Annotated in this window: 23 protein-coding genes; 17 read left to right on the forward strand and 6 right to left on the reverse strand. The window is 28.2% G+C overall.

Features of this window, described 5'->3' with window-relative positions:
- Positions 1-27 precede the first annotated feature (27 nt).
- The 4 genes from larC to TR13x_RS05850 all read left to right on the forward strand — a co-directional run bounded on the left by larC (position 28) and on the right by TR13x_RS05850 (position 3,411).
- Complete coding sequence (gene larC, locus TR13x_RS05835; RefSeq protein ID WP_054870968.1) at positions 28-1,272, forward strand: nickel pincer cofactor biosynthesis protein LarC; 1,245 nt, start codon at positions 28-30, stop codon at positions 1,270-1,272.
- Complete coding sequence (larE, locus tag TR13x_RS05840) at positions 1,262-2,068, forward strand: ATP-dependent sacrificial sulfur transferase LarE (protein WP_054870969.1); 807 nt, start codon at positions 1,262-1,264, stop codon at positions 2,066-2,068. The genes larC and larE overlap by 11 nt, the downstream gene beginning before the upstream one ends.
- A gap of 24 nt (positions 2,069-2,092) precedes the next feature.
- Positions 2,093-2,839, forward strand: coding sequence for a nickel pincer cofactor biosynthesis protein LarB (gene larB / locus TR13x_RS05845; RefSeq protein WP_054870970.1), 747 nt, complete (start codon positions 2,093-2,095; stop codon positions 2,837-2,839).
- 155 nt (positions 2,840-2,994) lie between these two features.
- On the forward strand, positions 2,995-3,411 hold the full coding sequence (locus TR13x_RS05850; protein WP_054870971.1) for a ferritin family protein: 417 nt from the start codon (positions 2,995-2,997) through the stop codon (positions 3,409-3,411).
- Between the two features lie 118 nt (positions 3,412-3,529).
- Here TR13x_RS05850 and TR13x_RS05855 read toward each other — a convergent pair whose 3' ends face one another.
- The gene (locus TR13x_RS05855; protein WP_054870972.1) at positions 3,530-4,891 is read right to left on the reverse strand and encodes a D-serine ammonia-lyase; all 1,362 of its coding nucleotides are present in this window, start codon (positions 4,889-4,891) and stop codon (positions 3,530-3,532) included.
- Positions 4,892-5,142: 251 nt separating this feature from the next.
- A complete protein-coding gene (locus TR13x_RS05860) occupies positions 5,143-5,976 on the reverse strand; it encodes a glycosyltransferase (RefSeq protein ID WP_054870973.1) in 834 nt (277 codons plus the stop codon).
- Positions 5,977-6,832: 856 nt separating this feature from the next.
- On the opposite strand from TR13x_RS05860, the gene TR13x_RS05865 reads away from it, so the two are divergent.
- The 9 genes from TR13x_RS05865 (at position 6,833) to TR13x_RS05905 (ending at position 17,452) form a co-directional block, all read left to right on the forward strand.
- On the forward strand, positions 6,833-7,378 hold the full coding sequence (locus TR13x_RS05865) for an RNA polymerase sigma factor (RefSeq protein ID WP_054870974.1): 546 nt from the start codon (positions 6,833-6,835) through the stop codon (positions 7,376-7,378).
- Between the two features lies 1 nt (position 7,379).
- Positions 7,380-7,658 carry a hypothetical protein gene (locus tag TR13x_RS05870; protein ID WP_054870975.1) on the forward strand — a complete coding sequence of 93 codons (279 nt, stop codon included), beginning with the start codon at positions 7,380-7,382 and terminating at the stop codon, positions 7,656-7,658.
- Positions 7,658-8,581, forward strand: a complete 924-nt coding sequence (locus tag TR13x_RS05875; RefSeq protein ID WP_054870976.1) for a zinc ribbon domain-containing protein — start codon at positions 7,658-7,660, stop codon at positions 8,579-8,581. The genes TR13x_RS05870 and TR13x_RS05875 overlap by 1 nt, the downstream gene beginning before the upstream one ends.
- Positions 8,582-8,627: 46 nt before the next feature.
- Positions 8,628-9,932 carry a phosphatase PAP2 family protein gene (locus TR13x_RS05880; RefSeq protein ID WP_054870977.1) on the forward strand — a complete coding sequence of 435 codons (1,305 nt, stop codon included), beginning with the start codon at positions 8,628-8,630 and terminating at the stop codon, positions 9,930-9,932.
- A gap of 132 nt (positions 9,933-10,064) precedes the next feature.
- Positions 10,065-11,150 carry a lysylphosphatidylglycerol synthase transmembrane domain-containing protein gene (locus TR13x_RS05885; protein WP_161802934.1) on the forward strand — a complete coding sequence of 362 codons (1,086 nt, stop codon included), beginning with the start codon at positions 10,065-10,067 and terminating at the stop codon, positions 11,148-11,150.
- Positions 11,151-11,182: 32 nt separating this feature from the next.
- Positions 11,183-13,432, forward strand: coding sequence for a glycosyltransferase (locus TR13x_RS05890; protein ID WP_054870979.1), 2,250 nt, complete (start codon positions 11,183-11,185; stop codon positions 13,430-13,432).
- 67 nt (positions 13,433-13,499) lie between these two features.
- Complete coding sequence (locus tag TR13x_RS05895) at positions 13,500-14,078, forward strand: undecaprenyl-diphosphatase (protein WP_242851733.1); 579 nt, start codon at positions 13,500-13,502, stop codon at positions 14,076-14,078.
- A gap of 238 nt (positions 14,079-14,316) precedes the next feature.
- Positions 14,317-15,609 (forward strand): VTT domain-containing protein, encoded by a 1,293-nt coding sequence (locus tag TR13x_RS05900; RefSeq protein WP_054870980.1) that lies wholly within the window; start codon positions 14,317-14,319, stop codon positions 15,607-15,609.
- 535 nt (positions 15,610-16,144) lie between these two features.
- Positions 16,145-17,452: a UDP-glucose/GDP-mannose dehydrogenase family protein gene (locus TR13x_RS05905; RefSeq protein ID WP_054870981.1), complete on the forward strand. Its 1,308-nt coding sequence runs from the start codon at positions 16,145-16,147 to the stop codon at positions 17,450-17,452.
- Positions 17,453-17,474: 22 nt separating this feature from the next.
- Here the strand turns inward: TR13x_RS05905 and TR13x_RS05910 are convergent, their stop codons facing one another.
- From TR13x_RS05910 to TR13x_RS05925, 4 genes are all read right to left on the reverse strand, one after another.
- Complete coding sequence (locus tag TR13x_RS05910) at positions 17,475-18,269, reverse strand: glycosyltransferase family 2 protein (RefSeq protein ID WP_054870982.1); 795 nt, start codon at positions 18,267-18,269, stop codon at positions 17,475-17,477.
- 149 nt (positions 18,270-18,418) lie between these two features.
- On the reverse strand, positions 18,419-19,837 hold the full coding sequence (gene hydG, locus TR13x_RS05915; protein ID WP_054870983.1) for a [FeFe] hydrogenase H-cluster radical SAM maturase HydG: 1,419 nt from the start codon (positions 19,835-19,837) through the stop codon (positions 18,419-18,421).
- A 60-nt stretch (positions 19,838-19,897) separates the two neighbouring features.
- Complete coding sequence (locus tag TR13x_RS05920; protein WP_054870984.1) at positions 19,898-20,152, reverse strand: TM1266 family iron-only hydrogenase system putative regulator; 255 nt, start codon at positions 20,150-20,152, stop codon at positions 19,898-19,900.
- Between the two features lie 327 nt (positions 20,153-20,479).
- Complete coding sequence (locus TR13x_RS05925; protein ID WP_054870985.1) at positions 20,480-20,950, reverse strand: spore coat protein; 471 nt, start codon at positions 20,948-20,950, stop codon at positions 20,480-20,482.
- A 216-nt stretch (positions 20,951-21,166) separates the two neighbouring features.
- Between TR13x_RS05925 and TR13x_RS05930 the strand changes: the two genes are divergently transcribed.
- Genes TR13x_RS05930 through TR13x_RS05945 form a run of 4 tightly spaced genes read left to right on the forward strand, consistent with a single transcriptional unit; the run spans position 21,167 to position 25,469 of the window.
- A complete protein-coding gene (locus tag TR13x_RS05930; RefSeq protein WP_054870986.1) occupies positions 21,167-21,811 on the forward strand; it encodes a PHP domain-containing protein in 645 nt (214 codons plus the stop codon).
- Positions 21,808-22,848: an ABC transporter substrate-binding protein gene (locus TR13x_RS05935; RefSeq protein WP_054870987.1), complete on the forward strand. Its 1,041-nt coding sequence runs from the start codon at positions 21,808-21,810 to the stop codon at positions 22,846-22,848. The genes TR13x_RS05930 and TR13x_RS05935 overlap by 4 nt, the downstream gene beginning before the upstream one ends.
- Positions 22,814-24,550: an iron ABC transporter permease gene (locus TR13x_RS05940; RefSeq protein ID WP_242851734.1), complete on the forward strand. Its 1,737-nt coding sequence runs from the start codon at positions 22,814-22,816 to the stop codon at positions 24,548-24,550. Before TR13x_RS05935 ends, TR13x_RS05940 begins: the two co-directional genes overlap by 35 nt.
- Positions 24,513-25,469: an ABC transporter ATP-binding protein gene (locus TR13x_RS05945; RefSeq protein ID WP_054870988.1), complete on the forward strand. Its 957-nt coding sequence runs from the start codon at positions 24,513-24,515 to the stop codon at positions 25,467-25,469. Before TR13x_RS05940 ends, TR13x_RS05945 begins: the two co-directional genes overlap by 38 nt.
- Positions 25,470-25,474 lie beyond the last annotated feature (5 nt).

The raw sequence follows: 25,474 nt of genomic DNA on the forward strand, positions 1-25,474 counted from the left end.
AACAAAACGATATGGGAGAGATGAATTATGAAGATACTTTACTATGATTGTTTTTCAGGAATAAGTGGGGATATGAATTTAGGTGCTATGATTGATTTAGGAGTAGGTAAGGAATATTTAATTAATGAGCTTTCAAAATTGAATTTGGATTCAGAATATGAAATAAGGATAAGAAGAGAGAATAAAAAAGGGATTGATGGAACAAAGGTAGATGTGATTTTGAAAAATAAGCATGACCACTCTCATGACCATCATGACCATACTCACAGCCACAGTCATAGTCATGCTCATAGAAATCTAAAGGATATTGAATATATAATAAATTCAAGTAGTTTAAATGAAAATGTAAAAAAATTGAGTATAGATATGTTTAGAAAAATTGCACAAGCTGAAGCAAAAGTACATGGAAAATCTTTATATGAAGTTCATTTTCACGAGGTAGGAGCTGTAGATTCTATAGTAGATATTGTGGGAGCAGCAATATGTATAGACTACCTAAAGGTAGATAAAATTATGGCATCACATGTACAATTAGGTGGAGGTTTTGTAAAGTGTGCTCATGGATTGATTCCAGTACCTGCTCCAGCAACTGTTGAAATACTAAAAGGCATTCCAATTAAGTCAGGGATAGCACCTTTCGAAACAACTACACCTACAGGTGCAGCAATTCTAGCTGTTAATGTGGATGAGTTTACAGATGAGATGAATTTTACTATAGAAAAAATTGGCTATGGAATAGGAAGTAGAGATTTAAAAATACCTAATGTTTTAAGGGTTTATATAGCAAGAGAAAATGAAGAAAAAAAAACAGAATCTAATTCATATATCAAACAATACATATTAGAAACCAATATAGATGACATGAATCCAGAAATATATAGCTATATAGAGGAAAAACTTTTTGATAAAGGAGCGCTAGATGTATTTAAGACACCTATAATTATGAAAAAAGGAAGAATAGCAGTAAAATTAAGTGTTTTAGTTAGAGAGAAGGACATAAAAGCCATACAAGAAGTAATTTTTAAAGAGACTACTTCAATAGGTATTAGAAAATATGAGGTTGAAAAGATAATGCTAGAAAGGGATTTTTCAAAGGTTAGTACAAATTATGGAGAAGTAACAGTGAAAAATTCATATTACAAAGGAGAGAAAATCAAATTTAAACCAGAATATGAAGATTGCAGAAGACTAGCAGTAGAAAACAATATACCTATTGGAGAAATTTATAAGGAAGTTTACAATAAAATAGGAGGTGCTTCAAATGATAAATAATGAAAAATATTTAAAACTGATGAATTATTTGAAGGATTTAGAAAGGGTAGTTTTGGCATTTTCAGGAGGAGTAGATAGTACATTTTTACTCAAAGCTGCAAAAGAAGCTTTAGGAGATAATGTGAAAGCAGTTACAATACTTTCTCCATATATACCTAAATGGGAAGTTGAAGAGGCAAAAGAGTTAGTTAATGAATTAGGTATTAATTATGAAATTATAAAAGTACCTATTATAGATGAAATTAGAAATAATCCAGAGAATAGATGTTATTTATGTAAAAAGGCTGTTTTTAGTATTATAAAATCAATTGCAGAAAAAGAAGGGTACAATTATGTAATTGATGGGACAAACTTTGATGATACAAAAGATTATAGACCAGGATTAAAAGCTTTGGAAGAATTAAATATTAAAAGTCCTCTACTTGAATGTAAATTGACTAAAGAAGAAATAAGAAAACTGTCCAAAGAGTTAGGACTTAAGACTTGGGATAAACCACCATATGCATGTCTTCTTACTAGAATACCTTATGGTAATGAACTGAATGTAGAAGATTTTCAGAAAATAGAGAATGCAGAAAAATATTTGATGGATATTGGAATTAGAGCTGTAAGGGTGAGATGCCATAAGGATTTAGCAAGAATTGAAGTTGGAAAGAATGAAAGAAGTAAGCTATTTAATGAGGAAATTTTAGATGAAATTTCTAAAGAATTTAAAAAAATTGGATTTAAATATATAACATTAGATTTAGAAGGTTATAGAACTGGTAGTTTTAATGAGACAATTTTAACAAAATAATGTAATCTCATAGGAGGAAAATGTATGAACCTGCAAGATATGAGAGAAATGCTCGAAAGAGTTAAAAATGGTGAGATTGAAATAGAAGATGCACTGGAAAGGTTAAAAGATTTGCCTTATAAAGATTTGGGTTTTGCTAAAATAGATAATCATAGAGAAATTAGAGTAGGTTACCCAGAAGTTATATATTGCGAAGGGAAAACAGTAGAGCAGGTTAAGAGCATAGTAGAGTTCATGCTTACAAAGAATAAAAATATAATAGCTACTCGTGCTAATGAAGAAATGTATAGAGCAGTTAATGAGATATGTAAAGATGCTAATTATAATAAGTTAGGGAGAATAATTACAATAAGAAGAACAGAAGAAAAATATACTGATAGTTATATAGCCATAGTTGCAGCAGGAACATCCGACTTGCCAGTAGTAGAAGAAGCAGCAGAGACTGCGAAGATTCTTGGAAATAAGGTGGAAAAAGTTATTGATGTAGGAGTAGCAGGAATACATAGATTATTGGCTAAGCTAGATATTATAAGGGGGGCAAAAGTAATAATTGTTGTTGCTGGAATGGAAGGGGCTCTTGCTAGTGTTGTAGGTGGACTTGTAGATAAGCCAATTATAGCTGTACCTACAAGTGTTGGTTATGGAGCAAATTTTGGAGGACTTTCTTCGCTTTTATCTATGCTAAATAGTTGTGCTAGTGGGGTAAGTGTAGTAAATATAGATAATGGATTTGGAGCGGCATATATTGCTAGTATAATTAATAAGCTTTAATAAGAGTATTTTAGTCTAAAAGTGTATCAAGTTATTGTGGAGTCTAATAGCACCTAGATTTAAAAGTCTAGGTGTTTTTTTGTTTTAACAAAAGCTAGTAACAATATATTGTTTAATACATAGATTAAAGTAGAAGAATAGCTGGAGGGGTTTTTATGTACTATTATGGTATTACTCCCAACCAATTAGTACAGGCTATGAAAGGTGAGCTAGAAGCTATAAAATATTATGAAAGACTTATTAAAATGGCACCAAATCAAGAAGAAGCTGATATAATAAGAGCATTTTATAAAGATGAGAAAAAACATTATAATAACTTTAGGCATTTATATATGATGATGACAGGAAGACAGCCAACTATACCACCAATTAATATGCCTGAATTTGATAACTATTTACAGGGTGTAGAACAAGCTATATTAGATGAGTTAGATGCTTATGAATTCTATAGAGATATTTATTTATCTAATATAAATCCGTATGTTAGAAGTTTATTTTTTGAAGCTTTTACAGATGAGAATGAGCATGCGGCTCATCTAAACTATCTATATACAAAAAATAAGTGTAAATAAACATATTTATAAGCAAATAAAATAAAAACGGCTATGTGAAGTTTTATTTCAGATAGCCGTTTTTTTATGTTAAACGCAAATACTATTTTCTATTCCATGACAAATAAAGAGATGAAGTTTAATTTTTCTTCAAAATACCCTTTTTATAATATTCATTCATAACATCCTTAGGTACAAGGCTTCCGCCGGTAGCCCATGCAATATGAGTTGCATTTGCCACCTTGCCGTACAATTCATTTTTCCTTAGAAACTCTTCCAAAGAACTGCTTTTGAGTAAATCAATTACACCTGGTATTCCAGCTAAGGCCGAAGGCTCTAAATATATATTTTCACAATCTGCTAAGGTACTGAGAAGCCTATAAAGTTTATCATCTTCAACAGTATATACACCGCTAATTAAGTTTCTCAATATTTTTCCAACAAAGCCAGAAGGTCTTCCAACTGCAAGACCGTCAGCTTCAGTTATATTATCGATTCCAAAGTCTTGAACAGATATTTCATTATGCTTATCAGTTAATAAACCTAAAAGCATACATGGAGAATGAGTCGGTTCAGCAAAGAAGCAATAGACATTATCTTTAAATAACAGCTTAAGTCCAAAGGCAACTCCACCTGGACCTCCACCAACGCCACAGGGTAAATATACGAATAAAGGATGCTTACTATCTACAACTATATTCATTTCTTCAAGTTGTTTCTTTAGTCTTATTGCTGCAACGCTATAGCCGAGGAAAAGGTCTTTAGAATTTTCATCATCTATAAAATAACTCATAGGATTTGAATTAGATAATCTTCTGCCTTCTTCTACAGCCTTACTGTAATCTGATTCATATTCTATAACTTCTACTCCTTTACTTCTCAACAAGTCCTTTTTCCACTTTTTAGCGTCGGCAGACATGTGAACAACTACTTTAAAACCTAATTTTGCACTCATAATACCAATACTAAGACCTAAATTCCCGGTAGAACCAACTTGTATAGTATATTGATTAAAAAATTCTCTAAATTTTTCGCTGTCCATAATTGAATAATCATCATCCAAATTTAACATATTATGTTTAATTGCTAATTCTTCTGCATGTTTTAGTACTTCATAAATTCCACCTCTTGCCTTAATAGAACCAGCAATAGCAAGATGAGAGTCGCATTTTAATAGCATATGTCCAGGGATTTTTATTTCAAACATTTTTTCCAAGGCTTCTTGCGTTTTAGGAATTCTAACTAATGGAGATTCTATTATTCCATTCAAATTCTTTGTTTCAGGAAAAAGCTTGGATATGAGTGGAGCAAAACGGTTTAATCTGTCTTCGGCATCCTTTACATCCTTTTCATTTAATGGGATGTTTTTAATTGCTATATCGAATTTTTCATATTTTGGATTTATCCAAAATACTTCCTTAGTATTAATTATGTCATTTAGCAGTGGAAATTCCTGTATCCATTCTTTCAAACTTCTTCCTGCTATCAATTTATTTTCCAAAATAAGCACCTCTTTTTTTGTTTTTCATAAGCTGTTAACAAAATATCTAATATAATTAGAGAAATATCGTCTTAAAATATTTTTATATAGTATTATTGAATTCCTTCCAAGAATGAATGTTTTCTTTTTTTAAAATTATACATTATTTAAGAGCAAATAGATACATAATAATTTTTAAATATTTCTATTAAATAAATGTTTTTAAAGGCAACCTATACTATGTGTATGGGTTGCCTGCTTAAGTTATATTTTTATCTCATAAAATCCTTTAATATATTTTGGATTTTATCTTTATCTAATATTTTTTTATGTTCCTTAGCTCGATTAAAAGAAGATGAGGTATTTTTGGATGTATTATTTGAATGAACAACTATTACAAAATTTCTTTTTCTTAATATTTCATGAGGAAGTTTAATTGCATAAGTGTGACCCCCTGGCATTTTATAACGTTTCCCATTTAAATAGTCACTTACTTTATAAATTAGAGTATAAAATGGAGGAGACTTGATTTCAGTTCTTGCTAATCTTTTTAGTATAGAATCATATACATAACCTTTTTGATTAATTAAGACTTGAGTATTTAATCGAGGTTTATAATCAAATAGCTGCTGTATAAATGTTTTATGATACATATCATCACAATCTAGACGTACAAGATATAGATAATCGTATCCTTTAATATATTCAATTATCTTAGATTCGTATTCGTTTTGATTTACAAATTGAATATTATTAGGAAGAGGTTCATATTTAGAAAGAGCCTTTTCTATTATAGATTTTGTTTTATCATGATATTTTATTAAAGCAACGAAGTTTTGATTGGTTTGTGCTTTTAAGCTTTGCAAAGTATAATTCATAAATATCGCTATTCTTTGTTTTATCCATTTTTCTGTAAATCTTTTATCGCTAAACGGATGAGCATTAAAACACATATCAATTATAATTCTCTTAGTTCCAGATATATATCTTTTCTTATTATCTATCTTTCTTTTAATTATAATCTTATTTACAGGTCTTCTTAATTTATTTAAATTGAAGGTTTTGCTCTTGTTTGACTTGAGTTTGACTTTTTTTGATTTAGTCATTTTAAACACCTCAATTTAAGTTTAAAGTTTGAAAGTATTTTTCTAGTTTATTATATGAAGTTTAAAACTATTGTGATTAGACTTGTTTAATATTCCCTACTTTAAGATACCTAACTCATAATATATATTAAAAAGTTAAATATTGGGTATTCGTCAATAAAAGAAGGTGTACTTATGATAGAAGTGAGAAAGTTAGAAAAATAGTTATTAACATTATTTAATATAAAAAAATATTTGAGATAAAAAACCTTTAATATCCGATTTTGTTTTATGTTCAAATAATGTTATTGAAATAAAAGTACTTATTCAAACAATATAAAAGTCGTACTAAACCTATGAACGAATATAGTACTTTGACTGCGTTCATTCATGGTCTTTGGTTTTGAATTTTTAGACGATTTTTTAGTTAACAGTTGTATTTAAAATAGTTTGAGAAGGAGATTGAGTAAAGTTTATTAGTTAAAACCGTTACAAAAAAAGTTATCTTTTTGCAACCTAATATTTTTTAAAACGTGTAATAAGTATAAGAGAATATATTAAATTTATTGCTAGTTAGGGGTAAGTATAAAGAAATAAATTAAAATTATTGGATTATATTACTCTAAATAATATAGAGATTTTTGCATTTACAGATAATGTAGGTTGTATTATTTTTTATCTATAATGAAGTTACTTAAGTATATGGAGAGTATATATTTAGTACCATTTTAGGAACAATATTATTTATTATTGGAATTCTAATAGGTTCAGTTGTGATATTTTTATTACTTTGGCAATTCTAGTTATATTGTTAAAACAGAAAAGTTTTTAAATTATTTTGGGCAGAATACTTATCCTGGTAGAAGGTGGGTGACACATGGAGGATAAAAAACTTATTAAAAGATGTCAAAAAGGAGATAAAGAGGCTTTTCAAGAACTTATAAGTAAGTATCATCCCTTTATATATAAGTTTCTTGTCAAAATAGCTGAAGATGAACAGTTAGCAGAGGATTTAACTCAAGATACATTTTTAAAGATAATAAGAAATATTGATAAATTTGATATAGATAGAAAAGCTAAATTTTCAACATATGCTGTTGCTATAGCTAAAAACTTATATATTGATTACCTAAGAAAAGAAAATAAATTTAAGAAGGTTATACCTATAAATAAAAATTTTGATATTGAAGATTTTAGTATTAACGTTGAAAATATTGTTATTGATAAAATGTTTGGACAGGATATTATAGAAAAAATGGGAAAATTAACAGAAGAACAGAAACTCGTTATCAAAATGAAATATATAGAAGGACTAACACTTAAAGAAATCGGAGATATACTAGAGTTAAAACCTAAAACTGTAAAAAGTAGAATACACAATGGGATTGTTAAATTGAGAAAAATGTTTGGAAGGAGAGAATGATATGAAAGAAATTGATGAAAGAGATACAGCTATATTATTAGCAGTATTAGATAAGGAGATTGACATGAAGTGTATGGAACTTAAAGAAAAGCAGTGGGAACTAAAACTAAAGAAAATATTTTTTTCAAGCTGTTTGTTGGTTTTATTTACTTTTTTGATACAGGTGTTTTTTAAGATATTTAATTTAAACATTTTATTTGTCTTTTTTATATATCAAGGACTAGCATTAATTTTTGTTACACCTTTAATATTTAACCTTAATAAGGGGAGGTTGACATAATGAATAAGTTAGAGAATTTCATTAATAAATTAAATTTTAAAAAATTTTTAAGATTATATTTGTTTTTCTCAATTTTACTTCTTACTTTATGTTTATTTGCTATAGTATACGTTTCTAAAGATAAAATATATATGGCAATTGATTACGAAAGAGTTTCTGATACTTTTGAAAAAGAAGGTATAAATGACAAGCTGAAACTACAGCTTACTGAATTAGCTTCAGATTCAAAGGATATAAAGAATATTATCATACTAGATAAAAACAATAATATTGTTTTTAGAGTTAATAATAATCTTGTAGGTAATAAAACAAAATTACAATTTACACCATATGAATTCAATAGAAAATATCTTCAAGATAATATAAATAGAGATGTTTTATATAAAGTTGTAAAAAAAGAGGATATTATTTTAAATAAAGATTATATAAAAAACAGTAGAAAAATAGAGTTGGATATTTATGAAGAATTTTCATTTGAAAGAGATTTAGCAGCAAAAGAGATATATTTGTTGAATTATATAGTTGATAAAGACACTGCTAACAAGTTATTTATCATAAGAACTGTAAATCCAATACCATATGGAGAAAGATTATTAGAGATTACAGGGATTATAATAGGATTAATAATTATTATATATTGGCTTGGTTTAGCATTATGGGTATATAAAGATGCTAGTAAAAAATTAAATAATCCTTCTTTATGGGGGCTTATTGTGTTATTAACTAATTTATTAGGGTTAATTATTTACACAATGTTTAAGCAAAACAATAAGATATGTTATAAATGTGGTTTTATGCAGAGCAAAGAAAATATATATTGTACTAAGTGTGGTACTAGAATAAGTAGAACATGTAACAATTGTGGTAATATTATTCAGAAATATGATAAATACTGTAGTAAATGTGGTAATAAGCTTTTATAGTATGTTGATAATTTAAATGCAGTAGCATATATAGGAGTGGTAACTTTTGAAAGAGATATTTATTAATTTTGTACAGATTATTCAAAGATATGGTGTTGTAGGACTTGCTGTTTTATCATTTGCAGAATCATCTTTTTTTCCTATACCACCAGATGTTTTGCTTATTCCAATGGCATTAATGAATAGGAAATTTGCATTATTTTATGCTTTAGTTACAACAATATCATCTGTTTTTGGCGGTATTTTCGGTCATATTATGGGTAGAAGATTTGGTAAACCATTGCTTAAAAGATTTATTAAAAATGAGAAATTAAATAAGGTACAAGAATACTTTGAAAAATATGGGGTAAGGGCTATTGTAGTAGCAGGTTTTACTCCAGTTCCTTATAAAGTTTTTACATTATCATCAGGTGCTTTTAATGTTAAGATAGTTTCATTGGTAATAGCTTCTATAATTGGTAGGGGAGCAAGATTTTTTCTTGAAGGATTTTTTATATTTTTATTTGGAGATACTTCAAAATATTATCTTGAAAACTATTTTGAGTTTATAACAGTTGCAGTTGCTACATTATATGTATTGATATATTATATTTGGAATAAAAAGAAATCTATAGAAAAAGTCGGAAATACAGAGGTTTTAATAAATATTAAAAGAATATTTAATAAACTACGCATATTTACATTGAAGTATAACAAATATGATGAAACAGTGAGATATTTTTTAATATCAATATTGTCATTATTTATATTTTCAGCAATGATAGAAGATTACTTAACAATAGGAAATTGGAAATTTGATGCATTAGCATTTAGTTATGTTTATAGTATAAGGAATACAATATTAAATAATGTTTTTAAGATGTTAAGTATAACAGGTAACTTTATTTCAGTAATGTTGATTACATTGATTATATCATTTATTCTAATTTATTTTAAAAAAAGAAATGATGCTATATTCTTTTCGTTGAATACCTTAGTAGGATGGGGACTTAACCAGATATTAAAAATAATTTTTAAAAGACCAAGGCTTTCTGGTTTGTGGCTTGTTAAGGCTTCAGGTTATAGTTTCCCAAGTGGTCATGCTATGGTATTTATGGGTTTTTCATTTCTACTTATTTATTATGTTTTTAATTATATAAAAAATAAGAAGTTTGCTGTAGCAATAAGTACATTTATTTTTATTTATTCAATATTTGTTGGGTTAAGTAGGATATACGTTGGGGTTCATTATTTAAGTGATATATTGGCAGGATGGATCGCAGGTACTTTCTGGGCATCATCAAGTATTGTAATATATAAGGGATTATGTTACAAAAAACAAACATTATGGAGAAAAAAACAATCCTTGTAAACAGTGAAAATGAAGTCTTTTTGGATGGTTAAAATGAAATTAAATAACTACTATAAATAATAAAATTTAGTAACGAAAATAAAGTATCAAGATTAAAAAGTAAAGGGGAAAAAGTCAATGCTAGATTCAAAGTTGAAAATAGATCAAAATAACTTGCATAAAGCTTCTGAAAGAGTTCTTTCGTCAAATGTATTTACTTACTCTATGTTTGCACTTGTTTTTATCTTAACTTCATTTTTGTCATTTTCATTTATTTACCATCATTTTAGTGGTAATACATTTATTACTACAATTAAACTATATTCCTATCAGACAATGTTTAAATTAATTGTTCTTTTAATTATGTACTTTGTTTTTGACGGTTTGCGTTTATTTTATGTTTTAAAAACATTAGAAGTTAAAATCAAGTTTAAACATATCTTTAAGTTAGTATTTATCAATATGTTTATATCTAATATTACTCCATTTGCGACAGGTGGAGGATTTGTTCAAATATATTTTTTAAATAAAGAAGGAGTTTCTTTAAGCGATGCTATTGCTGCTACTTCTATAAGAACTACTATAGCTACGGCTTTTCTTATTATTGTTACACCAATAGTACTTATCATAGAAAAAAATTTATTTCATATGTTTACTTTCAGTGGTTCAAAGGTTTTTTTTATATTCACTTTGGGTTATATTATTATGTTTTATGCTATATATAAAATGATTAATAAAACAGAAAAAATTAAAAAAATCACATATAAATTTTTATATTTCTTACAAAGCAAGCAGATAATTTCTTCTAATAAATTTAAAAAACTGATTAGCCGTTCTTTTAAGGAGATTGATGCTTTTACACAGAGTATAAAAGCATTTTTTAAAGGTAATCCCAAAAATATTTTTTTATCTATTGCTTCTATGTTATTATTTCTTTTTTCTTTTTTTGTGTTTTCGGTGATTCTTATTACAGGGTTAAATTATCATATTTCACCTATAACAATTATTTCTTTTCAAATTATTATTACTTTTTTTATGTATTTTACACCTACTCCTGGGGCTACAGTTTTTGCTGAAGCTAGTTATATAGCAGTATTTTCAAATTATATTAAAAACTCCGATCTTCTTGTGCTCACATTTGCTTGGAGATTTTTTACGATATATGTTGGGATGATTATAGGAGCTGTTATTTTTTATATGGAAATGATATGTACTAATTTTAAAAAAGCTAATAGGTAGAGTAATATATGAGTTATTTAGGAGGAAAATCTATGCAAAATAGATTTATCTTAAGAATATGTTTATATTTTGATATTTTTATTTTACTTATCATTATTATTTCTAAATTATATTATTTTGTTTTTGAGCCAGATTTTTATTCATTAAATATTAATAATATAAAAGAGGTGCAAAAACTAGACAAGAAAGATGATGGGTTTTCTTTTGCGGTTTTAGGAAATACTAAAAGTTCGATAAATGCTTTTGATAAAAAGTTAGTAAATAAAATTAATAATGATAATCTTGATTTTGTAATATCTACAGGAAATGCAATTGCGGATGGTGCTGAGGATAAATATAGGATGTTAAGTAAAAGTTTAAAAAAATTAAAGATACCAGTTATTATGGGTATTGGAGATAATGAAGTTTCAGATGGTGGGACCTTACGATTTTATAAACATTTTGGCCCATTGTATTTTTCCTTTAATGTCAATGATTCTTACTTTATTTTTTTAGATACTACTGGTGAAACTACTGAAGCTTGGCAACGAGAGTGGCTTATAAAAGAACTAATCAATGCACAAAAATATAGATATCGGTTCGTTTTTATGAATAAACTACCTTATATAATAGATAGTAATTTGCAATTTAATTTTAAAGATAAATATATAAAGAGTGCATCCTATCGACAGTTTTTAAGAGAAACTTTTTCAAAATATAATGTAACAGCAGTTTTTGCTTCTAATGCGGAAATTTTCAATCGTGGAAATATTGATAGTGTATCTTATTTTATTAGTGGTGGTGGAGGGGAAAGATTACTAATTAATAATGAAGATAGTTTATATTACTATATTAAGGTAAATGTAAAATCAAGTGGTATAAAATATAGTATTGTAAGGTTGGAAAAAGCTACGAATTCAATTATTTTCCAGATACTAGATAATATATGGGTTTATGTAAATTCTTTTTTTTATATGAATTTTAATAATTTTATTCTTGTTATAAGTGTTTTAGTGCTTATTGGTATCATAATTATTAACAAAGCTACAGAAGATGTAGATTATTATAGAAAATTTGATGATGAATTAGAACATATACCAAATAATAAAAAACTAAATATAGCTATGTTTACCAATAATTATTTCCCTTTCATAGGAGGAGTACCTATTTCTATAGATCGTTTAGCAAAGGGGCTTAAAAAACAAGGGCATCAGGTATATATATATGCACCTGAATACCCTACATCATATCAATATGAAAATAATAATACTATAAGATGTAAATTGTTAACTTATTATAGAACTAAGAATTTTAATTTTCCAATTGCTAATGTATTTTCACGAAAAATTGAAGAACAATTTATTTCCCATCAGATTGATGTAGTTCATGTACATCATCCATTTTGGATGGGTTCGAAAGGAGTAAAACTTGCGAAAAAATATAAAGTACCAGTTGTTTTAACCTATCATACAAGACTTGATAAATATGCACACAATATACCTTATTGGGGACGCGCTTTGTTTAAAAATAAAATTTCTCATTATATAATTAGAAGATTTTCTAAAAAATGCGATGCTGTACTTGCTCCTACTAATACGGCAAAAGAATATTTAAGAAATATTGGAGTAAGTAAATATATAGAAATTTTACCTACAGGAATTGATTTTGAAGAATATTATTCTATAGACAATAAAGAAATAGAAGAACTTAAACAAAAATATAAAAAGAAAAATAATATTATTTTATGTTCTGTTTCTCGGTTAACTAAAGAAAAGAATCTATATTTTCTTTTAGAGGGAGTAAAATATATAAAAGATTGTACAAACATTCCTTTCAAATGCATTATAGTAGGGGAAGGGCCTGAAAAGGGAAACCTTTTAGAGATAATTGAAAGTAGTAATCTAAAGGATGTGGTCTATTTAGTTGGCGAGATAAGTCCTAGAGAAATTTATAAATATTATATGGCTTCAGATATTTTTGTTTTTGCTTCTCAATCAGAAACACAGGGGATGGTTTTACTTGAGGCAATGGCAGGAAAATGTCCTGTGGTAGCAATTCGTTCTAGTGGAATTGAAGACGTTATTAGTAATGGAGACAATGGATTTAAAACCAAAGCAGATATACGAAATTGGTCAGAAAAAATTATTTATTTAATGGAAAATCCAGACAAACTAAAAAAAATGTCAGAAAATGCTTATGTTTTTTCAAAACTATTTTCTATAGAAAAAATGGCAGAAAGTGCAACTAAGGTATATCTTAGAATAATAGAAAATAGAAAACTCACCTCTGATGCAAAAGAATAGTATTTCGTAGAATAGAGGGAGAAAGGATATCCATACACTTATCACAAAAATGGAGGAGGATATATCAATGAAGATGAATATAGCTATATTTAAAGCAATAAATGGACTTGTACACGAATGTACATTACTTGATAAAATAATGATTTTATTTTCAAAATATGTTCCATTAGTATTTATAATTGGACTTGCTGTACTATACTTATGTGGAGTTCATAGAAAAGATAAAAGATTGAGATGTATTGCAATAAGCACATTTGTAATAACAGTTATCAATTTATTTATAAGTTATATGATAGGAATTTTTTATTACGAGCCGAGACCTTTTGTTAATTATAAAGTAAATTTATTATTACCACATGCTGTTGACGCATCATTTCCTAGTGACCATGCTATAGGAACTATGAGTATAGCATTAGGCATTACTAATCACTATAGAATTTATGGTAGGATATTAATATTAATATCCTTTTTAGTTGGAGTTTCAAGAATTTATGTTGGACATCATTTTCCAATGGATGTGCTTGGAAGTTACTTTATTGTATTGATATCAAATTATGTATACATGTATGTATTACAGGATAAAATTAATGAGGGTTACTTAAAAATTGAAGAATTTTTAATAAAATATGTAACTTTAACAAAATAAACAAAATTATTAATTATTAGTAATTTAAGAAGCTTAGAGCACATAGTTAGGTAATATATGTTAAAGTATTTAATAATAGCAAGGAGAATACTTCTTTGTTGTCTATTATCGATTACAAAAATATAGAAATTTGTAGTAGATTATGTTGGAATAATTAAGATACTTATATAAAATAGATAATTCAAATTATGAAAAAATAATTATATACTAGAATTTATGGAGATTAGGAGGATATAAGTTGCAGTTTATAACAGAGTTGCTTAATCATTATGGATATATAGTTTTACTAGTTTCACTAATGATTGAACTAATTGCTTTTCCAGTGCCTGGAGAAGCACTGATGACTTATTGTGGTTTTCTTGTTTTTGAAGGGAAGTTAAATTGGTCTATTAGTATTCTTATGGCCACTGTTGGAGTAATATTAGGAATAACAATATCCTATCTAATAGGATTTACATTAGGTTTTTCATTTTTTTATAAATACGGTTCTTACATTCATTTAGGCCCGAAAAGGTTGGAAAAAACATCAAAGTGGTTTAAAAGATACGGAAATAAACTATTAATAATAGCATACTTCATACCTGGGCTTAGACATATAACAGGATATTTTTCAGGCATAACAAAAATCCATTATAAGAAGTTTGCATTAAGAGCATATATTGGAGCTTTTATTTGGACTGGTACTTTTATTTCTTTAGGGAAAATTCTTGGACCTGATTGGGAGAAATTTCACAGTTTTATTAGAAAATATTTGATTATCGGAAGTTTATTTATAGCTGTGGTTATGATTATTGTTTATCTTTATAAAAGCTACAAACTTCAAATTACAGAATTTGTAATTAGTTTACTTAATAGTGTAATAGTGATATTTCATTCTCTTGGAAAAGTAAAAGTTGCAATAACAAGTGTAGCGGTAGTATTTTTAGGACTTTCTGTACTTGTTATTGGTATTATTCAAGATTTTTTATCAAATGAATTTATCCAATTTGATAGTATTGTAGCCTTCTTGATAAGATTTATTTTTACAGAAAAATGGTCATATATTATGAGATTGCTTGGGTTAATGACATCAATAAAAGTTTTGATACTATTAATTACATTAGTATTTATTTGGATTATAATTAAAGGTGTAGATAAGCTGCTTGAGATTCGATTTCTTTTAATTACAATTATAGGAGGTGAATTTTTAGAAGAAGTATTAAGGCTTATTTTCCACCGTTTAGGTCCGTTAGGTTTATCTCTACCTGAGAAAATAAAATATACTTTTCCAAGTGAACAATCTTTAGTAGCAGTGGTTGCATATGGTTTTGCTGCATTTTTGATAGTACGTCATACTAAGAAAGTTTGGTTGAAAACTATAGCTATTATCATCAGTTTGGCTGTTTGTTTTTTTACAGGTGTAAGTGTTTTGTTCTTTCAAGTCCAATTTCCAAGCGATGTAGTTGCAGGATATGTTTTTGGTGGTGTATGGCTAAGTCTCAATATTGTGCTATTGGAAATTTTTCGTATATTACCAAAGGTGCAATTATAGTTAAATTGTATGGTGAGAGGAATTTTGAGTTAAGCATATATTTGATAGCAATTCATATTTAATAAATTAAATAGCAAAAGATATAGCTATATCATTGAGTGTAATTTAAATTTAATCACGATTTTGTGATAGAATCGTTATATAGTTATATAGACGAGAATTAAAAAACACCTAGATTTCACCTAGGTGTTTTTCTTTAAATAATAACTTTCAATATATTTTGTATTTATCTAATATTTTCTACTGTTTTTTTGTTCTTTTAAAAGAAGAGGATGTATTTTGAGATGTATTATTTGAATGAATGGCTATTGAAAAATTTTTCTTAATATAGACATTTCTAACACTTTATTAAGAGTTTTATGTTTAAGAGGGAATAAACAAAACTAATATATTTACTATTTTTCTAGTTTATTATATGAAGCTTAAAACTATTGTGATCAGGCTTGTTTAATATTTTTCACTTTAAGATACTTAATTCATAATATGTATTATAAGGTTAAATATTGGATATTTGTTAGTAAAAGAAGGTGAACCTATGAATGTTAGTGTGATAGGTGCTGGATATGTAGGGTTAGTATCAGCATTAGGATTTTGTAAAAAAAATAATAATGTAATATGTGTTGATAAAGATATAGAGAAGATTGCTAAACTAAACAGAGGAATACCAACATTATATGAAGAAGGTTTAGAAGAATTGTTAAAAGAATGTTTACAAAGCAGAAACATAATATTTACTGATAATATTAAGCTAGCTGTAGAAAAATCTGATGTAATTTTTATAGCTGTTGGAACTCCAACATTAGAAAATTGGGAGGTAGATTTATCTCAGGTCAATGAAGTTATAATAAATATTTGTAAATATATTAAAAGCTACAAGGTTATTGTAAATAAGAGTACTGTACCTGTTGGAACTCAAAAATATATAAAGCAATTACTTGTAGATAAAGGAGTAAACAAAGAAAATTTTGATGTAGTATCAAATCCAGAATTTTTGAGAGAAGGTAAGGCTATATATGATTTTTTAAATGCAGATAGAATAGTAATAGGATTCGATTCTGAAAGAGCTAAAAAGATTATGGAAAAGCTTTACAAGTCTTTTAATACACAAATAGTATTTACAACACCTGAGACTGCTGAACTTATTAAATATGCTTCCAATGCTTTTCTAGCAATAAAAATATCTTTTATTAACGAAGTAGCAAATCTTTGTGATAAGGTAGGAGCTGATATTGAAGCAATATCTTATGCGATGGGGTTAGATAAAAGAATATCGCATGAGTTTCTAAAAGCAGGAATAGGTTTTGGTGGTTCATGTTTTCCTAAAGACACAAAAGCTTTAGTGAAAATAGCTGAAAAGTATGGATGTAATTTTAAGATTGTAAAGAGTGCTATTGAGGTAAATAATAATCAAAGAATTTTACCTATAAAGATACTTTTAAATTATTATAAAAAATTAGAAGGCAAAGTGATAACTATTTTAGGTCTTACTTTTAAGCCAGATACTGATGATATAAGAGAAGCTCCTTCGTTGTATATAATAAGAGAATTATTAGATATGAAAGCTGTAGTAAAATGTTATGACCCTAAGGCTTCAGGTGAAATAAAGAAAATATTTCCTTATATAAATTATTATGCGAATTTATATGATAGTTTAGAAGGGTCTTCATGTGCAATCATATGTACAGAGTGGAAAGAAATATCTTCAATGGATTTAGAAAAGGCTAAGTTGAAAATGAAAGAACCCGTTTTTATTGATGGAAGAAATACTTTAGATTTAAATAAAGTTAAAAGTAGCGGAATAATTTATTTTTCAATAGGTAGAAAGAGGCAAAATCTACAGTGATAGATTTTGCCTCTTTCTACTTCTAAACATCTACATATTTAGAGAAATTTGTTACATTTCTTCTTACAATTTTACATCTACTTAATAGTTTTTCATTACTTACTTTCCATGTATGTTCAAAACTAGAGCTGTGTCTTACATAAACATGATGGAATTTATCTATTGAATATAACTTAATTCCTTTTTTTAAACAATCCTTTGAAAACCGAGTGTCAACACCTCTTGGTATATTAGCAAATTTTACTTTATCGAAAACCTCACGTTTAATAAGCATAGTAGGACCATCTATATGCTTAACATAACGATTTTCTAACATTGGAGACCTTATTGCTAAAATTTTATACTTTTCAAAATATACAAAGGACGCTGCTTTTCCAATTAAACCTGCATTAGTATAACTAAAAGCTTTTACCGATTCTCTCAAATATTTTGGACCATAGTAATCATCGTCATCAAATTTTGCAATTATTTCGTTATTTGACTGTTTAACTCCGAAGTTTAAACATTCCCCTAGAGAAGTTTTTTCATCTAATTGAAAAACTTTAACATTTTTATATTGACTGGCTTTTTCTTTCCATAAATTAATATCCATATAATTATTATTTAAGATTATAATTAATTCTTTTTTCTCGTAATCTTGTCTTGCATAATTATTGAAGACATTATCAATATAATTTGGACGCATAGTGCATGTAATTATTGAAACACTTGGATAAACAAAACTATTGTCTAATATTAGTTTTTTATATCTTTTAAGCAATTTTTTGACTATAAAATTATCTAATGATTTGTTAACAGGATGATATTGATTTTTCACATTTTGCAACCTCCTGTAGATATTTAACTAGATATTATTAAGGTTAAAATCAGTACATTCTTTGTAATACTTATATGTATTATCATTAATATATGTTAAATAATCATAATTAAAGCACCTAGATTAAGTTAATCTAGGTGCTTAAGATATTAGAATCTAAGGTCTCTTTCACCGTTTTCTATTCTTTCTAAATACTTGATTGTAGCTTTTCTTGCAGATTCTTTAGGTATTTGTTTTATAGCTTCTTTTATAGTTTTTCTTCCAAGTTCTTTTAATTCTTCATCAGCATAATCTAGTAAGAATTCTTTAAAAGTTAATAGTGCATTAGGTAAACATACGTTATGAATTTGTCCAGCTTTAGCTAGTGCCATGAATCTTTCACCAGTTCTACCTTCTCTGTAGCAAGCTGTACAATAGCTTGGTATATAACCAGATTTGCATAAGCTTTTTAAAATTTCTATTGGTGAACGATGATCTTCTACTTCAAATTGAGGTTTCTCATCATCGTGATGTTTGTGTTGATATTCTTCAACATAACCTCCTACCCCTGTACATGAACCAGCACTAATTTGTGATATACCAAGAGATAAAACTTCATCTCTATACTTTGGAGCTTCTCTAGTTGAAAGTATCATTCCAGTATAAGGCACAGCTAATCTAATAATTGCAACAATTTTTTTGAAGTCGTCATCTGAAACAAGATATGGGTAATTATTTATATCAACACCCTCTGCAGGTCTTAATCTCGGAACGGATATTGTATGAGGACCTACTCCGTAAACACTATCTAGATGTTCAGCATGCATTAATAGTGCGATTGTTTCGTATTTATAATCATAAAGTCCGTAAAGAACACCTAGACCTACATCATCAATTCCTGCTTGAAAAGCTCTGTCCATAGCTGTTGTGTGCCAGTTATAATCATGTTTAGGTCCTTTTGGATGAACTTTTTCATATGTTGGTTTATGATATGTTTCTTGGAATAAGATGTATGTTCCTATTTCAGCTTCCTTTAATCTTTTATAATTCTCTACAGTTGTAGCTGCTATATTAACATTAATTCTTCTAATACTTCCATTATCAAATTTTATTGAATAAATAGTTTTTATACAATCGATAATATAATCTAAAGTACAATTTACAGGGTCTTCACCTGCTTCTAAAGCTAGTCTCTTATGTCCTAGAGATTCTAGGACTTTAACTTCTTCCTCAAGTTCTTGCATAGTTAGTTTTTTTCTTTTAAAGTTTTTGTTTGAGTGTTTATATCCACAATATTCGCAGTTATTAACGCAATAATTGCTTACATATAAAGGTGCAAAAAGAACTATTCTTTTACCATATATTGTTTCTTTAATATGTCTTGCTGTCTTGTACATTTCTTCTAATATATCTTCATCTTCTATGTTAAGTAATACAGCTGCTTCTCTATGAGTTAACCCTTTGCATGTTTTTGCTTTTTCTAAAATGCTTCTAACATATTCTTTATCTTGTGCTTTTTTCTTACCATATTCTATAGATTCAAGAATTTCAGAATGTACAATAAAATCTTCAGCTCTATATTCTTTCATTTTTTTAAAACCCCCTATAGATTAATTAGATTTAAGTAAAAACTGATTGAAATTATTAAATTACGTTATTTTAACTTTTGTTAATGCTGATTTAACGTTTACGCCTTTTACTTTTCCTAGTTTGCCTGTCATAGCACTTATTTCATCAGAAGTTCCATCAACTATAAGAGAAATAACTGAAACGTTTTTTTCTCTATATGGCACTCCCATTCTTCCAATAATGATGTTTGCATAGTCGTGGAGTATTGAGTTTACTTTATCTGCATTTTCTATATTTTCTACAACAATACCTATAACGCCTATTCTATTTTTCATAGCACACCTCCTTATGCTAAAAAAACCTTCCGTAAAATACGGAAGGTTTTTACATACACTAGTCAAAAGCCTATTTCTATCATCTATCGTACTAAGAAATGACATATAATAAATGTCTCTAGGCACTATGAAAATCGTGTTATGATTCCTTCCCCTTTTACTCGGAAAATCCTCGTAATTAGGTTGGATTTTTATTTATCCACCATGACGGAAAACCATCATAGCAGAATCATTTGTCATTATTATAACAAATATGCAGACTGTTGTCTATATATTCGAATAATTTATAACATACTACAAAAAATTAACTTAAATTATTAAAAGAACTTATTTAACATTATACATTCCATGGCTATTCATATAATCGAAAAGTTCTTTTCCATGGTGTTGCTCATCTTTTTGTATATGTTGAAGTGCTTGCCTAATAGTTGGATTTGCACATTCGAATATTACAGTATCATAAGTTCCTGATACATGTTTTTCAGTAGCCAATAGATCGCTACATAAAACTTTATCTGCAAGATTATTCATAGTGCTTTGAGGACTAGTTTGTTGTATTTGGCCTCCTTGAGGCATAGGTTGATTTGGTTGTGGGTGATTAAGGTTAGGCTGTTGACCATTAAGTATTTGATTAATAATGTCATAATGATGTTGTTCCTCGGTCGCAATTTTATTAAATAACTGTTTTAATTGTGGATCTTGTGCTTGATTAGCATAATTTTGATATTTTTTTACGCATATTTCTTCTTGATTTTTTTGGTCTTCTAAAAGCATTCTTTCTTTTTGACTAATTTGCATTAAACCACCTCCTTGAGTTATTTTTTACAACATATAAAGTTATTATTCATAAGTATTCAGCATTTATTCTCATGTTTAATAGTGTGCTTTTGATTAAATTATTGCAATTAATTACTATAAATAATTTTTATTTAAATAAGATTAAGTATAAAAAAACTCAATTTGTAAAAGTAATATGATTACTTTAAAATGTCCATGTTGGAAGGGTGATGTATTGTGCTGATAGATATACATATACATACTAAAGAATATTCGTCATGTAGCGATATTGAATTAGAAGAGGCTATTGTAAAGGCAAAGTCTATTGGACTTGATGGGATTTGTATTACAGATCATGAAAGTAAAGATATAACTTATAAAGCAATAGAATTGTCTAGGAAACATGATTTTTTAGTTATTGTTGGTGTAGAGATTTTAACTTATGAAGGAGATTTGTTAGTTTTTGGGTTGGAAGAAGTTCCAAAACAAAAAATGAGTGCAAATGAATTGATTTCATTAGTTTCAAAAGCAGGTGGTATTGCAATTAGTGCTCATCCTTATAGAGATAATGGACGAGGTATGGGTGATAATATAAGAAGGTTAGGCAGATTATCAGGGATAGAGGTTTTCAATGGCAATACAGAATTATTTCAAAATATTAAAGCTTTTGATTTAGCAAAAGAGTTAAGCTTGCCTTGTTTAGGTGGTAGTGATGCTCATAAACTTGAAAGAATAGGAAGATATGCTACTTTGTTTCCTGATGGAATAAGAGATGAAAAAGATTTAATTGATGCTATTAAACACAGGAAAGTTTCACCTGTGAAATGTGTAGATATAAACAGTTTTCAAGAGATTAAATTTTTGAAGGAGGAAAGGATATGAAGAAAAGCCTATCATTAATTCTAATTATCGCAATGTTATCTTTGCTTGTTATTGGTTGTGGTACTAATAGTGAGAAAGCAACTAATACTGAAACAAATGCAAGTACAAATTCTCTAAAAGGTACAACTATTAAGGTGTTTGCTGCTTATGGTGGCAAGGATCAGATTTTTTCAGAATTTGAAAAGGATACAGGTATAAAAGTTGAGTATTTAGGGATGTCTTCAGGTGAAGTTTTAGCACGTATTAGAGCAGAAAAAGGTAAGCCGTTAGCAGATGTATGGTTTGGTGGTGGAGTAGACAGTTTTATAGCTGCTAAAAACGACGGGTTATTAGAAAAATATGTATCTAAAGAAGCAGAAAAGGTTCCTGTTCAATTTAAAGACAAAGATGGATATTGGACTGGAGTTTCTTTAGTAACAGTTAACTTTATAGTTAATGAACAAGTAAGTAAAGAAAAAGGCATTGAAATACCTCAAAAATGGACGGACTTATTAAAACCAGAATTTAAAGATGAGATATTAATGTCTAATCCGTCAATATCAGGTACAGCTTATACTATATTAAGTTGCATTTTACAAACAATGGGGAAAGAAAAAGGTTGGGCATATTTAGAAGAGTTAGATAAAAACATACCATATTATGCAAAGAGAGGTAGTGAACCTCCAAAGAAAGCAGCTTTAGGAGAAGTTATAGTTGGATTAGCTCCTGATACAGGTGAAAAACTAAAAGCGGAGGGATATCCAATAGTATCAGTATTTCCTAAGGATGGGACTCCATGGTGGCCATCTCCAGTTGCAATATTAAAAGGAGCTGAAAACTTAGAAGGAGCCAAGGCATTTGTTGATTGGTGTTTATCTGAGAAAGGCCAAAAAGTACTAAGAGATAATTGTCCTAGGGTACCTACAAGAGAAGGTATAGAGTTACCTGAAGTATTGAAAGGGATTAAAGATGCTAAATTAATGGATATAAACTTTGAAGTTGCTGGAAAAGAGAGGGATTCTATTGTTGAAGAATGGAAACAAAGATTTGGCAACTAGATATTCTGGGGTATCTAAATTAGATACCCCATTTCATAATTTTTTTAGAATAGCTATTTATCTGCTAGTAATTAGTGGATTATTAATTTTTATACTTTGGCCTATAGTAGCTGTATTATTTGAAAGTGTTTATTATAATGGAATATTAGATCTTAGCAATTATAAACAAATATTCACAGAAAATAGGCAGCTATTAATTAATAGTTTGTTTATTGCGTTACTTTCGACTTTACTAGCTGTATTTTTAGGTTTATGTATAGCTTTATTTATAACACATTCAAATAATAGAGGGAAAAGAGTAGTTTTTTCTATATTATTGTTGACGATGATTTCTCCTCCATTTGTTTCTTCATTAGCATATATAATGCTATTTGGCAAAAGAGGTATAATAACTTATAAATTGCTTGGCTTATCTGTAAATCCATATGGATGGCATGGTATTGTATTGATGCAATCTATAGGGTTTACTTCTTTAGCGGCTTTGTTGATTATTGGTGTTTTAAGAGGGATTGATAGAAGTCTTGAACAGGCATCAATGGATCTGGGAGCTAGTAGTTTTCAAACATTAATGAAAGTAACTATACCATTAGCTAAGCCAGGAATTATAGCTACTGTATTGCTTGTTTTTATAAGGTCTCTTTCTGATTTTGGTACACCGATTATTATTGGAGGAGGATTTAGCGTATTAGCAACAGAGGCATATTTAAATGTTATTGGGCTATATAATATGCCAAAGGCTGCTGCTATGAGTACATTACTTCTATTACCTGCGTTAGTAATATTTATTGTTTATCGTTTTATTATGGGTAAGTCACAGTTTTTTTCAACAAAAACTGTTAGTTTGGGAGATCGTGAGATAAAATTATCTAGATGGATTAATATTTTTTTAGCTGTAATTACTTGGTCCTTTGTAATACTAATGGTGTTAAAATATTTAACTATTTTTTATGGTGCTTTTGCCAAGACTTGGGGAGTAGATTTTTCTCTAAGTTTAAGACATGTGAAGGCATTAAATATTAGGAGATTAAATAGTTTTGTTCGCAGTCTTAAATATTCTCTGATTGCTGGGTTGTTAGGTAGTGCTGTAGGAATACTTATATCATATATTACTGAAAGAAAAAAGATTATTGGTTGGCAGATGATAGATTTTATTGCAACATTACCATTTATGATACCAGGTACTTTTTTTGGTATAGGTTATATATTAGCTTTTCATGATTATCCTTTAGCTTTTACAGGAACTGCTTTTATCGTTGTAGTCAATTGTATTTATCGTCAGCTACCTATAGGGACAAAAGCTGGAACAGCGGTTTTAAGTCAGTTAAATCCCGAATTGGAATACAGCGCAATGGATTTGGGAGCACGAGAACTTCACGTTCTTAAAGATATTATTATGCCAGCTGTTAAGCCTGCGTTTTTAGTAAGTTTTATAAATACTTTTACTGCAACTATGACAACAATCGGAGCAATTATTTTTCTTGTTTCACCTGAATCTAAAGTTGCAACTGTAGAGATGTTTGATGCTATTAAGAATGGAGACATTGGACTTGGGGCTGTTTTTGCTAATTTGATTATTATTTCTGTATTAATAATAAATATTAGCTTTTCTTGGTTGGTTTTAAAGAAAAAGAAAAATTCTTACAGTAGTAATGGGGGGACGCAGTATGTATCTACAATTGAGACAATTAACCAAAGAGTTTGATTCAATTTATGCTGTTAAAGATTTAAATTTAGACATTAATAAGGGAGAACTAGTTTCAATATTAGGGCCTAGTGGGTGTGGGAAAACCACGACATTAAAGATGATAGGTGGGTTTTTATCTCCTACTAAAGGTTCAATAATTCTTGATGATGTAGATATAACTAATTATCCTCCTAATAAAAGACCTACTTCAACTGTGTTTCAAAGCTATGCTCTTTTTCCGCACATGAATGTAATTCAGAATGTAATATATGGTTTGAAATATAAGGGGATTGGCAAAAAGGAAGCTTTATTAAAAGGAGAAAATATGCTTGAAATAGTAGGGTTAAAACATTATAGCCATAAAGATATTTCACAATTAAGTGGAGGAGAGCAACAAAGAGTTGCTTTAGCAAGAGCTCTTATAATGAATCCTAAAGTTTTATTATTAGATGAGCCTCTAAGTAATTTAGATGCAAAATTAAGGATTAAAATGAGAAATGAAATTAAGAATATACAGTTTCAATTAGGTATTACCATGCTATATGTAACTCATGATCAAGAAGAGGCTCTTAGTATTTCAGATAGAATTGTAATAATGAATAAAGGAAAAGTAGAACAAGTAGGAACACCAAAAGATATTTATTGTCATCCTAAAAGTCAATTTGTAGCTGACTTTATAGGAAGGATTAATATAATAAAAGCTGAAAGTGGAGAAAAGATTATAGTTAGGCCAGAGAATGTTAAACTTTCTGAGCTAGATGGAAAATATCAAGGCTTAGTATTGCAGAAACAGTTTATGGGCGCATTTGTAACGTATTATGTAAAAGTTAAAAATAGTGTAATACAAGCTGATGTTTTAAGTAATAATGACAAGGAATGGTTTGTAGGAGAAAGTGTATATTTATCGTTTTTAGATGATGCAGCAATAAAAAAATAGCCCGA

The sequence above is a fragment of the Caloranaerobacter sp. TR13 genome (assembly GCF_001316435.1).
Taxonomy (GTDB): Bacteria; Bacillota; Clostridia; order Tissierellales; family Thermohalobacteraceae; genus Caloranaerobacter.